General features: G+C 68.8%; 12 protein-coding genes. 7 read left to right on the top strand and 5 right to left on the bottom strand.

The window, feature by feature from the left end:
* Positions 1 to 10: 10 nt before the first annotated feature.
* Together hyi and AC3A6J_RS08850 are read left to right on the top strand one after the other, a co-directional pair.
* On the top strand, positions 11 to 799 hold the full coding sequence (hyi, locus tag AC3A6J_RS08855) for a hydroxypyruvate isomerase (protein WP_487859559.1): 789 nt from the start codon (positions 11 to 13) through the stop codon (positions 797 to 799).
* A gap of 32 nt (positions 800 to 831) precedes the next feature.
* On the top strand, positions 832 to 1,743 hold the full coding sequence (locus tag AC3A6J_RS08850) for a 2-hydroxy-3-oxopropionate reductase (protein WP_487859558.1): 912 nt from the start codon (positions 832 to 834) through the stop codon (positions 1,741 to 1,743).
* 98 nt (positions 1,744 to 1,841) lie between these two features.
* Here the strand turns inward: AC3A6J_RS08850 and AC3A6J_RS08845 are convergent, their stop codons facing one another.
* Positions 1,842 to 3,176, bottom strand: coding sequence for an NAD(P)/FAD-dependent oxidoreductase (locus tag AC3A6J_RS08845; RefSeq protein WP_487859557.1), 1,335 nt, complete (start codon positions 3,174 to 3,176; stop codon positions 1,842 to 1,844).
* A gap of 239 nt (positions 3,177 to 3,415) precedes the next feature.
* Here AC3A6J_RS08845 and AC3A6J_RS08840 point away from each other — a divergent pair, with 239 nt between their 5' ends.
* The 4 genes from AC3A6J_RS08840 (at position 3,416) to AC3A6J_RS08825 (ending at position 8,736) form a co-directional block, all read left to right on the top strand.
* Entirely contained in the window at positions 3,416 to 5,719 is a 2,304-nt protein-coding gene (locus tag AC3A6J_RS08840) for an NADP-dependent malic enzyme (protein ID WP_487859556.1), read from the top strand.
* Between the two features lie 344 nt (positions 5,720 to 6,063).
* The gene (locus AC3A6J_RS08835; RefSeq protein ID WP_487859555.1) at positions 6,064 to 7,098 is read left to right on the top strand and encodes an ABC transporter substrate-binding protein; all 1,035 of its coding nucleotides are present in this window, start codon (positions 6,064 to 6,066) and stop codon (positions 7,096 to 7,098) included.
* Positions 7,098 to 7,958, top strand: coding sequence for an ABC transporter ATP-binding protein (locus AC3A6J_RS08830; protein WP_487859554.1), 861 nt, complete (start codon positions 7,098 to 7,100; stop codon positions 7,956 to 7,958). The genes AC3A6J_RS08835 and AC3A6J_RS08830 overlap by 1 nt, the downstream gene beginning before the upstream one ends.
* 10 nt (positions 7,959 to 7,968) lie before the next feature.
* A complete protein-coding gene (locus AC3A6J_RS08825; RefSeq protein ID WP_487859553.1) occupies positions 7,969 to 8,736 on the top strand; it encodes an ABC transporter permease in 768 nt (255 codons plus the stop codon).
* A gap of 34 nt (positions 8,737 to 8,770) precedes the next feature.
* Here AC3A6J_RS08825 and AC3A6J_RS08820 read toward each other — a convergent pair whose 3' ends face one another.
* On the bottom strand, positions 8,771 to 9,283 hold the full coding sequence (locus tag AC3A6J_RS08820; RefSeq protein WP_487859552.1) for a DUF2938 domain-containing protein: 513 nt from the start codon (positions 9,281 to 9,283) through the stop codon (positions 8,771 to 8,773).
* Positions 9,276 to 10,157, bottom strand: coding sequence for a class I SAM-dependent methyltransferase (locus AC3A6J_RS08815; protein WP_487859551.1), 882 nt, complete (start codon positions 10,155 to 10,157; stop codon positions 9,276 to 9,278). The genes AC3A6J_RS08820 and AC3A6J_RS08815 overlap by 8 nt, the downstream gene beginning before the upstream one ends.
* A 74-nt stretch (positions 10,158 to 10,231) precedes the next feature.
* Here AC3A6J_RS08815 and AC3A6J_RS08810 point away from each other — a divergent pair, with 74 nt between their 5' ends.
* Entirely contained in the window at positions 10,232 to 10,705 is a 474-nt protein-coding gene (locus AC3A6J_RS08810) for a helix-turn-helix domain-containing protein (RefSeq protein WP_487859550.1), read from the top strand.
* On the opposite strand, the gene AC3A6J_RS08805 is transcribed toward AC3A6J_RS08810, so the two are convergent.
* Positions 10,674 to 11,633 (bottom strand): Bug family tripartite tricarboxylate transporter substrate binding protein, encoded by a 960-nt coding sequence (locus tag AC3A6J_RS08805; protein WP_487859549.1) that lies wholly within the window; start codon positions 11,631 to 11,633, stop codon positions 10,674 to 10,676. The two genes, AC3A6J_RS08810 and AC3A6J_RS08805, sit on opposite strands and share 32 nt — an antisense overlap.
* 29 nt (positions 11,634 to 11,662) lie before the next feature.
* The gene (locus AC3A6J_RS08800) at positions 11,663 to 12,472 is read right to left on the bottom strand and encodes an HpcH/HpaI aldolase family protein (protein WP_487859548.1); all 810 of its coding nucleotides are present in this window, start codon (positions 12,470 to 12,472) and stop codon (positions 11,663 to 11,665) included.
* Positions 12,473 to 12,483: the final 11 nt, after the last annotated feature.

Below are 12,483 nucleotides of genomic sequence, written 5' to 3'. Positions count from 1 at the left end.
GAGCCACGCCATGCCCAAGTTCGCAGCCAATCTCACGATGCTCTTCACCGAGCTGCCGTTCATGCAGCGCTTCGAGGCGGCCGCCAAGGCCGGGTTCGAGGCGGTGGAATATCTGTTCCCCTATCCGTTCGAGAAGAAGGAACTCGCGGCCGCCCTGCGCGCCAACGGCCTTCTGCAGGTGCTGCACAACCTGCCGGCCGGCGACTGGGACAAGGGCGAGCGCGGCATCGCCTGCCATCCCGACCGCACCGGCGAGTTCCGCGAAGGCATCGCGATGGCGATCGACTACGCCACGGCGCTGGGCTGCCCGCAGGTGAACTGCCTCGTCGGCAAGGTGCCGGCAGGCGTGGGCCACGACGCGGCGCACAGGACCGTGGTCGAGAACCTGCGCCTGGCCGCGGGCGAGCTCGAGGCGGCGGGCATCCGCCTGCTCGTGGAGCCGATCAATCCCTTCGATATTCCCGGCTTCTTCCTCAACCGCACCGACCAGGCGATCGCGCTGATCGACGAGGTGGGCTCGGCCAACCTGCGCGTGCAGTACGACATCTACCACGCGCAGCGCACCGAGGGCGAACTGGGCAACACGCTCACGAAGCACTTCGCGCGCATCGGCCACATCCAGCTTGCGGACAACCCGGGGCGCGGCGAGCCGGGCACGGGCGAGATCAACTACCCCTGGCTCTTCGCGCACATCGATGCGCTGGGCTACGACGGCTGGATCGGCTGCGAGTACAAGCCGCGCGCCACCACCGCCGAAGGCCTGGGTTGGCGCGAGGCGCTGGCCGCCACACCGCAGTGAACACGGACAACAACATTCAAGGACAGAAAGACATGTCGGCAACGCAACAGAAAATCGGATTCATCGGCCTCGGCATCATGGGCGCACCCATGGCGGGGCACCTGCTCGACGCGGGCCACGAGCTCTTCGTGAACACGCAGGGCAACACGCCCGAGCCATTCATCTCGAAGGCCACGATCTGCGGCTCGGCGGCCGAGGTGGCGCGCCGGGCCGACGTGATCTTCATCATGGTGCCCGACACGCCCGACGTGGAGAAGGTGCTGTTCGGCGAACCGGGCACGCTGGGCGTGGTCGAGGGCTTGACGGACTCGCGCGGCAAGATCGTGGTCGACTGCAGCTCCATCGACCCGATCGCCACCAAGGGCTTCGCGAAGCGCATCCTCGCGCTCGGCTGCGGCTACATCGACGCGCCGGTCTCGGGCGGCGAAGTGGGCGCCAAGGCCGCGAGCCTCACGATCATGTGCGGCGGCGACGAAGGCACCTTCGGCCGCGTGCGCCCGCTGCTCGAGAAGATGGGCAAGAACGTCACGCTCGTGGGCGGCGTGGGCGACGGCCAGGTCTGCAAGGTGGCCAACCAGATCATCGTGGCGCTCAACATCGCGGCCGTGGGCGAGGCGCTGCTCTTCGCCTCGAAGGCCGGTGCCGATCCGGCCAAGGTGCGCCAGGCGCTGATGGGCGGCTTCGCGAGCTCGCGCATCCTCGAGGTGCACGGCGAGCGAATGATCAAGCGCACCTTCGCGCCGGGCTTCCGAATCTCGCTGCACCAGAAGGACCTGAACCTCGCGCTGCAAAGTGCCCGCGCGCTCGGCGTCGCGCTGCCGCAGACTGCCGGTGCGGCGCAGCTGATGAACGCCTGCGCGGCGCTCGGCCACGGCCAGCAGGACCACTCGGCATTGGTCAAGGCGCTCGAAGCGCTCGCCCAGCACACCGTCACGCCGGACTGATCGGGGAACACCGAGGAACCGGCTTTGCCGGGCCTCAGGTGTTGCCCCCGGTAGGGGGTTGGCGTAGCGACACGAAGTGCGCGAAGACTGGGGGCGAGCTAAGTTCTTGCCTCGAGAGACTCTTTGAGGTTGCGCCGGCGCCAGGCCCAGGTCTTCACGGCCTGCGGCAGGATGCCGAGGCACGACGCGTAGTAGGTCACCTTGAAGCCCCAGAAGCGCGGGCCGATCGGCGTGTTGCGGAACAGGTCGCCGGCCAGGATGGACAGCAGTGCCTCCTGCATGCGCCAGATGTTGCGCGGGTTCATGAACAGCCGCCGGATGGCCGGCGAGGTGATGCGGTAGATGAACCACGAGAACATCCGGGGCCCGTGCTTCATCACCTTCTCGTAGTGGCGGAACGCGCGCTCGGCCGCCTTCGCCTCGCCGCGCAGCCAGTGGTCGGCCGCAGTGGCCGCCTCGAAGCCGCTGTTCATCGCGAGGTAGACGCCCGACGAGAACATCGGGTCGACGAAGGCGTAGGCGTCGCCCACCATCATGAAGCGGTCGCCGCGGCAGAACTTCGAGTCGTAGGCGTAGTTGCCGGTCGAGGTGACGCCGTCGACCAGCGTGGCGTTCGCGAGGCGCGCCGCGAGCTTGGGCGCAAGCGCGATGGTTTCCATCAGGAACGCCTCGAGCGTGCCCTTCCGGCGCTTGAAGTACGCGGGCGAGGCCACGGCGCCGACGCTCACGGTGCCGTCCTTCAGCGGGATGTACCAGAACCAGCCATGGTCGAACCAGAACAGCGTGATGTTGCCCTCGAAGCGGCCGGGCCGGCGCTCGGCATTCACGAAGTGGCCGTAGAGCGCGGCGCTCGCATGCTTGCGGTTGCGTTGCTTGACGTCGAACTGGTTCGACAGCAGCGTGTCGCGCCCGCTCGCGTCGATCACGAAGCGCGGGCGCCACTGGGTCTCGGTCCCGTCGTCGGCCTTCACCTTCACGAGCGGGCGGTTGTCCGGCGTGCCCTTGCCGGCGTCCATGTCGACGCCGGTGACGCGCTGGCACTCGAAGGTGCGCGCGCCGCGCTTGCCGGCATGGCGGAACAGCAGCTCGTCGAACTCCGAGCGGCGCACGTGCACCGCATACGGAAAGCTCTTGTCCATTGCCTCGCCGAAATGGAAGTGGCTGCTGTGGTCGTGCCAGGGCGACACGAACTCGGCACCATGCTTGCGCAGGCCGATGGCCTCCACTTCGGTGCGCACGCCGAGCCGGTCGAACAGCGGCATGTTCATCGGCAGCAGCGATTCGCCGATGTGGAAGCGCGGATGCTGCGCCTTCTCGATCAGCACCACGTCGTGGCCCTTGTCGGCCAGCAGCGCGGCCACGGTGGAGCCCGAAGGGCCGCCGCCGATGACCACGACGTCGGGCTCGGCGGTGGTGAAAGGTCCGGGTGTCATGCGCTGCCCTCGTTCTCGTTCGTGTGTTGTTGTGGACGATGGCCGGCCCGCTGGCTTGCGGCGCGGCAAAAAAACGTAACCGCGGCCGACAGAATCCGGCCCCGGTTTACAGGTTGCGGAGTGTAGCGAACCGCCCGCCCCTTTCGCTATGGGTTCAGGCGTTTTCGGCATTCCCCGGTCCCGATCCGGCGCTGGTTTTGCGGTAGCCTCGTTGCCCGACAGAAACAAGGAGACATTTCATGGCTGCACCTCTCCCCCCCGCAGAAGAAGCACTTCGCGAAGCAGCGCGCGAATACCACCGCGCTCCGGTCCGGGGCAAGATTTCGATCACGCCGACCAAGGCACTGCTGAACCAGCGCGACCTGTCGCTCGCCTACTCGCCCGGCGTGGCCTACCCCTGCCTCGACATCGCGGCCGATCCGTCGATGGCGGCCGAATTCACCGCGCGCGGCAACCTCGTGGGCGTGGTCACCAACGGCACCGCGGTGCTGGGCCTCGGCAACATCGGCCCCTTGGCCGCCAAGCCGGTGATGGAAGGCAAGGGCTGCCTGTTCAAGAAGTTCGCGGGCATCGACGTGTTCGACATCGAGCTGGCCGAGACCGACCCCGACAAGCTGGTCGACATCATCGCTGCGCTCGAGCCCACGCTCGGCGGCATCAACCTCGAGGACATCAAGGCGCCCGAGTGCTTCTACATCGAGAAGAAGCTGCGCGAGCGCATGAACATCCCGGTGTTCCACGACGACCAGCACGGCACCGCCATCATCTCGGCCGCGGCGCTGATCAACGGCCTGGAGCTCGTGGGCAAGAAGATCGAGGACGTGAAGATCGCCGTCTCGGGCGCCGGCGCGGCCGCCATCGCCTGCCTCGACGTGATGGTCGGGCTGGGCGCGAAGCCCGCGAACATCTTCGCCTGCGATTCCAAGGGCCTGATCTACACCGGCCGCGCCGGCGGCTTCGACGAGTCGAAGGCGCGCTACGCGCAGCGGGACACCGGCGCGCGCACGCTGGCCGACGTGGTGGACGGTGCCGATGTGTTCCTCGGCTGCTCGGCGCCCGGCGTGATGACCGCCGACATGGTGAAGTCGATGGCCGCCCAGCCGATCATCCTGGCGCTGGCCAACCCCGAGCCCGAGATCCGCCCCGAGCTGGCCAAGGCCGTGCGGCCCGACTGCATCATCGCGACCGGCCGCTCGGACTACCCGAACCAGGTCAACAACGTGCTGTGCTTCCCGTACATCTTCCGCGGCGCGCTCGACTGCGGCGCGAGCAAGATCACCGAGGAAATGAAGCTCGCCTGCGTGCGCGAGATCGCCGAGCTCACCAAGGCCGACATCAGCGAGGAAGTGGCCACTGCCTATGCGGGCCAGGAACTGACCTTCGGGCCCGATTACCTCATTCCCAAGCCCTTCGACTCGCGGCTCATCCTGCGCATCGCGCCGGCCGTGGCCAAGGCGGCCGAGGCGTCGGGCGTGGCAACCCGCCCGATCGAGGACATGGAGGCCTACCGCCAGCACCTCACGCGCTTCGTCTACCAGACCGGCATGTTCATGCGCCCAGTGTTCGGCGCCGCCAAGATCGCGGCCGCCAAGCGCGTGGCCTACGCCGAAGGCGAGGACGAGCGCGTGCTGCGCGCCGCCCAGTGGGCCGTCGACGAGGGCCTGGCGCAGCCGATCCTGGTCGGGCGCCCCGCCGTCATCCAGGCGCGCATCGAGAAGGCCGGCCTGCACATCCGCCCCGGCACCGACTTCGAGATCGTCGATCCTGAGGACGATCCGCGCTTTCGCATCTATTGGGAGAGCTACCACAAGCTAATGGGGCGCCGCGGTGCCACGCCCGAGGCGGCCAAGTCGATGGTGCGCCGCTCCAACACCATCATCGCCGCGCTGATGCTGCACCTGGGCGACGCCGACGCGATGATCTGCGGCCTGGTCGGCCGCTTCGATGCACACCTGGAGCACATCCGCAGCCTGATCGGCCTGAAGCGCGGCGCGCCGGGATTTGCCACGCTCAACGCGCTCACGCTCGACAAGCGCACGGTGTTCATCACCGACACCAACGTCAACGAGGACCCGAGCGCCGAACTGCTCGCGAGCATCGCGCTGATGGCGGCCGAGGAGGTGAGCCGCTTCGGGCTGCCGCCGAAGGTCGCTTTCCTTTCGCACTCGAACTACGGCACCTCCGAGCGCGCTTCGGCGCGCAAGATGCGCCTGGCGCGCGACCTGTTCGCGCAGATGGCGCCCGACATCGAATGCGACGGCGAGATGCACGGTGACACGGCGCTGTCCGAGGAAGTGCGCCGCATGGCGCTTCCAGAGACCACGCTCAGCGGCGAGGCCAACCTGCTGGTGTGCCCAAACCTCGACTCGGCGCACATCCTCTACAACGTGCTGAAGATGACGGGCGCCAACGGCATCACCGTCGGCCCGATCCTGCTGGGCGGCGCCGCCTCGGCGCATGTGCTCACGCCGTCGTCGACCGTTCGGCGCGTGGTCAACATGACTGCGCTGGCTGTGGCCAAGGCGAACACGGCGCTGAAGTAACGGGGCGCCGCGGCGCCGCCTGACGCGTCACGGCCCCGAGGCCCAGCGCCAGGCGCCACAAGAAACGGCGCACGGCCGGCCGCTCCATCCACCGGCCGCGACCGGGCCGTCGATTCGATGACATAGGCATTCCTCCCTGGAGACCGTCGCTGCAGCGACGTTGTTGTGGCGGCGAGTTTGCCATGGAGGCCCGGCTTTGGTGCCTGCACCTTCGATCGTCCAGCGCAATCCCCGCACCGGTGCATGCCATGCACCACGCTCGTGACCGAAGAGGGTTCGCACCAATCGCGTGCGGGCACCGTTTTTGCTTGAATGCCGAAGCATTCACATTTACGGGTCCCGCAATGAACAAGCGCCAACTGCTCCAGTCCTTCCTCGCCGCCTCGGCACTCGGCCTCGGCCTTTCGCCGGCCCTGGCCCAGACCACGACGCCGATCAAGTTCCAGCTCGACTGGCGCTTCGAGGGACCGGCCGCGCTGTTCCTCCATCCCGCGGCCAAGGGCTATTTCAAGGCGGCAGGCCTCGACGTGACGATCGATGCGGGCAACGGCTCGGGCGGCACGGTCACGCGCGTGGCCTCGGGCGCCTACGACATGGGCTTCGCCGATCTGGCGGCGCTGATGGAATTCCACGCCAACAACCCCGACAGCCCCAACAAGCCGGTCGCGGTGATGATGGTCTACAACAACACGCCGGCCTCGGTCATGGCGCTCAAGAAGAGCGGCATCACCAAGCCGTCCGACCTCACAGGCAAGAAGCTCGGCGCGCCGGTGTTCGACGCGGGCCGCCGCGCGTTCCCGATCTTCGCCAAGGCCAACAACATCGGCGCCGTCAACTGGACCGCGATGGACCCCACGCTGCGCGAAACCATGCTGGTGCGCGGCGACATCGATGCGATCACCGGCTTCACCTTCACGTCGCTCCTGAACCTCGAGGCGCGCGGCGCCAAGGCGGCCGACGTGGTGATCCTGCCCTACCCCGACTTCGGCGTGAAGCTCTACGGCAACGTGATCATCGCGTCGCCGAAGCTCCTCAAGGAGAACCCCGAGGCGGTGAAGAGATTCCTCGCGGCGTTTGCCAAGGGCGCGAAGGAAGTCATCGCCAATCCGGCCATGGCGATCGAATCGGTCAAGGCGCGCGACGGCATCATCAACAGCCAGCTCGAGACGCGCCGCCTGCAGCTCGCGATCGACACCGTGATCAACAGCCCCGACGCGCGCGCCGACGGTTTCGGCGCGGTGAACGCGGGCCGCCTGTCGCTGATGGCCTCGCAGGTGTCCGACGCCTTCAACACCAAGACCCGCGTGGTCCCCGAAGCCGTGTGGACGGCCGCGATGCTGCCGCCCGCGGCCGAGTTGAGCGGGGTCCTTCGCAAGTGATGGCGGGCGCATCGAACAACGCCGCCGCTGCCGCCCCCTTCGTCGAATTCCAGGACGTCTGGCTCGCCTACAACGAGGAGCTGCTGCGCGCCAACCACTTCGCGGTCGAAGCCATCGACCTGCAGGTGACGCGCGGCGAGTTCATCGCCATCGTCGGCCCCTCGGGCTGCGGCAAGTCGACGTTCATGAAGCTCACCACGGGGCTGAAGATGCCGTCGATGGGCAAGATCCGCATCGACGGCCAGCCCGTGACCGGGCCGCTCAAGATCTCGGGCATGGCGTTCCAGGCGCCGTCGCTGCTGCCGTGGCGCACCACGGTCGACAACGTGCTGCTGCCGCTGGAGATCGTCGAGCCCTACCGCTCGAGCTTCAAGGCGAAGCGCAAGGAGTACGAGGAGCGCGCCCGCAAGCTGCTGCAGAAGGTGGGCCTTGCCGGCTATGAAGACAAGTTCCCGTGGCAGCTGTCGGGCGGCATGCAGCAACGCGCGAGCATCTGCCGCGCGCTGATCCACGAGCCCAAGATGCTGCTGCTCGACGAGCCGTTCGGCGCGCTCGATGCCTTCACGCGCGAGGAGCTCTGGTGCATCCTGCGCGACCTCTGGACCGAGCAGCAGTTCAACGTGATCCTGGTCACGCACGACCTGCGCGAGTCGGTGTTCCTGGCCGACACGGTCTACGTGATGAGCAAGAGCCCGGGCCGCTTCGTGGTCAAGCGCGAGATCGAGCTGCCGCGCCCTCGCGAACTCGAACTCACCTACACCAAGGAATTCACCGACATCGTGCTGGAGCTCCGCGGCCACATCGGTGCGATCCGCGGCGGCACGACGGCCACTGCCCCCGCGGCAGCGGCGGCACATTGAGGAAGCGGGCATGAAGAACACCAAGCAACTCGAACGCTGGTCGCCCTGGCTGCTGCTCGTGGCGGTGATCCTGCTGTGGCAGGTGATCTGCGCGGGCTTCGGCGTGTCGGACTTCATCTTCCCGAGCCCGCTGCGCATCTGGGAGCAGTTCTGGGAATACAAGGGAATCATCGCGGGCCATGCCTGGCGCACCTACTGGGTCACGATGGCGGGCTTCGGCCTGGCGATCGTGGTGGGCGTGCTGCTGGGCTTCGTGATCGGCAGCTCGCGCCTGGCCTATGCCGCGATCTATCCGCTCATGACGGCCTTCAACGCGCTGCCGAAGGCGGCCTTCGTGCCGATCCTCGTGGTGTGGTTCGGCATCGGCATCGGGCCCGCGATCCTCACCGCCTTCCTGATCAGCTTCTTCCCGATCATGGTCAACATCGCCACCGGCCTCGCCACGCTCGAGCCCGAACTGGAGGACGTGCTGCGCGTGCTCGGCGCCAAGCGCTGGGACGTGCTCGTCAAGATCGGGCTGCCGCGCTCCATGCCCTACTTCTTCGGCTCGCTCAAGGTCGCGATCACGCTGGCCTTCGTCGGCACCACGGTCAGCGAGATGACCGCCGCCAACGAGGGCATCGGCTACCTGCTGATCTCGGCCGGCTCGGCCATGCAGATGGGCCTGGCCTTCGCGGGCCTGATGGTGGTGGGCGCGATGGCGATGCTGATGTACGAACTCTTCAGCGTGGTCGAGAAGCACACCACGGGCTGGGCCCACCGCGGATCGCAGGCCTGACGCGCGGCCCCTGCAGCCGCGGGCGCTGCAGGCACTAGTCGGCGAGCGGCAGGCGCCAACCTTTGGTGAGCCAGGCCGAACCGTAGAGACCGAGCCCGAACACCGCGTGCGTGGCAAGGCTCTGCCAGCGCGCCGCCCAGGGCCGTGGCGAGCGGCTGGCCGCCACGCCGAATCCCAGGGCCGGCTGCATCACGAAGAACGGCGCGGCCACGCTGCCGATGCCGACCGTGAGCGCCGGCCCCGGCGTCGGCCCGCGCGCCCAGCCGAGCCCCCAGACCGCGAGCAGCACGGCAGCGAACGCGATGCCGATCGCGTAGTGGGCGCTCCACCCGAGCAGGCGCTCGCCCGCGATCGGCGGCGAGGCGCCGATGGGATGGTGGCGAAAGCGCCCGCGCGCGAGGTGGCCGAGCCAGCGTCCGACCAGCGCATAGTCCAGCGCGCGTTGGCCGAGCAGCCGCTGTCGCACCAGCGCCCACACGTCCATCGCCACGGTCGCGCCGCCGCCGATCAGCAGCGCGCGCAGCATGAATTCGAGCGGCTCAGGCATGGCCGACCTTCATCACCGCAGGCGGCGCAGAACGCGCACGCGCATCGACCTGCCAGCAGGCGGCCGTGAAGCGCACCTCGACCCCATGGACGTAAGGCGCGAAGGCGGCGCGCACGGTCTCGATCACGCGCTCGCGCGTGGCGGCATCCGCCTGGTCGAGCGCGAGGCCCACGGGCCCGAGCCGGGCGAGGTACGTCGGCAGGCTCGGCTCGGGCATGCGGCAGGCGAACTCCACCGGCTGCACGTCGATGCCCGTCCAGCCGCTGTCCTCGAGAACCCTGGCCATGTGGTTGCGCTCGGCAAAGGCGAACTGCCCCGGTGCGCCCGGCCGGCGCGGTGGCAGGCCAGGCAGCAGCGGCGCCGCGGCCCGCTCGGCGGTCGTCATGAACGGGTTCTCGGCCGCGCTGCGCCAGGCGATGAAGCGCAGCGCCGCGCCCGCCTTCGCGGCCCGCCGCAGGTTCGAGAAAGCCCGGACCGGGTCGCCGAAGAACATGACGCCGAGACGCGAGACGACCGAGTCGAAACCCGCGGGCTCGAACACATGCGCCTGCGCATCGGCCTCGATGAAGCGGGCCGCGAGGCCCTCGCGGCCGGCGCGCGCGCGGGCGGCCTCGAGCATCGGCCGGGAGATGTCGATGCCCGTGCAGTGCCCCCGGGCGCCGAGCCGCCGCGCGAGCGCCAGCGTGACGGCGCCCGTGCCGCAGCCCACGTCGAGCACGCGGCTGGCGGCGCCCGCGGGCACGGCCTCGGCGAGCGGCGCCGCGAGCGGTTCGAAAAGCCCGTCGAGCAGTTCCTGCGTGTCGACCCAGGCGCGGCCCGCGGGGCCGTTCCAGAGCCTTGCCTGTTCGCTGTCGGCCTCGGGAATGTCGTTCATGGTGTGGTCCTTTCACTTGCCTTGGATAAGCGGAACCTGCACTATGCAAGCTCAAGTCGACTTGAGGTCAAGGGATGAAACATCTGGACATTGCCGAGGTGGCACAACGTTCCGGCCTGCCGGCATCGGCGCTGCGGTATTACGACGAGAAGGGCCTGATCACCTCCACCGGCCGGCGCGGGCTTCGGCGGTTGTTCGACGAGCGCGTGCTCGAACGGCTGGCGCTGATCGCGCTGGGCCGCGCCGCCGGTTTCTCGCTCGACGAGATCGCCGCGATGTTCGCGCCCGACGGCCGGCCCGACATCGACCGAAGGATGCTCGCGGCCAAGGCGGACGAGATCGACCGCACGATCCGCGGCTTGGCCGCGATGCGCGACGGCCTGCGGCATGCGGCGGTATGCCCGGCGCCGAGCCACATGGAATGCGCCACCTTCCGGCGCATCGTGGGCGCTGCCGCATCGGGGGCGATCGGCGGGCGGCGCCGGAAAGCGCCCGCCGTGCCGGCTGCGCCGGTGCCTACTGCTTCTCGGCGAGCCCGAGGTTCTTGATCAGGCCGGTGTAACGCGCCTGCTCGGCCTGCACGAAGGCCTCGAAGGCCTTGCCGTCGCGCCACACCAGCGGCGTGTTCGCCTGGTCGGCCTTGGCGGTGTAGGCCTGGGCGTGCGCGGCCTTCCGGCATGCGGCTTCGAGCTTCTGGCGGATCGGCGCCGGGAGCCCCTTGGGCGCGATCAGGCCGCCCCAGACCGACGCCTCGAGCGGAAAGCCCGTCTCCGCCGCGGTGGGCACCTCCGGATAGGCCGGCAGCCGGCGCTTCGCCAGCACCGCCAGGCCGCGCAGCTTGTACTGCGTGGAGACGGTCGGCGTCTCGTTGAACAGCGCCACGTGCTGGCCCAGCAGCCCGGTCACCATCTCGCCGGAGCTCTTGTAGGGCACGTGCAGCCCGGTGGCCTTGGCCTGATCGAGCAGCATTGCCATCGACAGGTGCAGCACCGTGCCGGTGCCCGACGAGCCGTAGGCCAGCTCACCGGGCTGCGCCTTGGCCGCGGCCATCACGTCGCCGAGCGTCTTGAAGCGTGAGTCGGGCTTGACCATCATCATCAGCGGCACGTCGTAGGTGCCGCAGAGGTGGTCGAAGTCGGCGTGGGTGTAGCCGGTGTTGCGCAGCGCGGGCTGCAGCACTTCGGGCCCGATGACCGACAGGCCTATGGTGTGGCCGTCGGCCTGCGCATTCTTCAGCGCCGTCATGCCGATGGCGCCGCCGGCGCCGGCCTTGTTGTCGATGACCACCGGCACGCCGAGTTGGTCGGCCAGGGGCTGCTGGAGAAAGCGCGCCATGATGTCGGAGGTGCCGCCCGGCCCGAAGGGCACGATGAGCGTCACGGGGCGCGAGGGGTAGGCGGGCTGGGCCTGCACGGTGGCAGACAGGCACAGGACGAGCGTGGCGGCGGCCGCGCATGCAGATTTCTTCGAGATCATGAAGGGTCTCCCTGGATTCGGTGAACGGCTCAATACACGGCGCTGTCGAAACCGCGCGCAAGGCTGGGCTGGATCGCGTCGATGAAGGCCGTGGCCTGGCGCACCATCATTCCCATGTCGGACGCGACGGCCACGAACGAATAGCCCATGGCCACGAAGCTGGCCACCGCCTCGGGCGTGGGGCCGACGATGCCGCACGGGATGCCGGCCTTGCGGCAGCGCGCGGCCACGTCGGCAATGACGGCCTGCACCTCGGGGTGCAGGATGTTGCCGATGTGCCCCATGTTGGCCGACAGGTCGCCCGGGCCGAGGAACAGCGCGTCGACGCCCTCGACCGCCGCGATGTCCTCCAGCGCGGCCACCGCGGTTTGCGTCTCGAGCTGGATGATGGTGAACACCGAATCGTTGGCGCGCTTGCCGTAGTCCTTCACGGTGCCGTAGCCGCTCGCGCGGAACATGGCCGCAAAACCGCGCTGGCCCTCTGGCGGGTATTTCGCGTACGAGACGGCGCGCCGCGCTGCGTCGGCCGAGTCGACGAAAGGCACCATCACGCTCTGCGCGCCCATGTCGAGCGCGCGCTTGAACAGCACCATGTCGTTGGCCGCGAGACGCACCACGGGCGCAGCGCGCGTGCCGGCAATCGCCTGCAGCACGTGCAGGGTGTCGCGCTCGTCGAGCGGCACATGCTCCTGGTCGACCACGAGCCACTCGAAGCCGGCGTGGCCCATGGCTTCGGCGGTGCTCGCGGTGCCGGACATGAGCCAGGTGCCGAGCGGCGTGCCGGGCTGCTGCAGGCGCTGGCGGAAAGGATTGGAAAGCAGGTCGGGTGTCGAGGACATGGTGCTGGAGG

This window comes from Variovorax sp. Soil_C_39 (genome assembly GCF_057656815.1).
The sequence above is the reverse complement of the archived record's forward strand: the minus strand, read 5'-3'. Positions and strand labels throughout refer to the sequence as shown.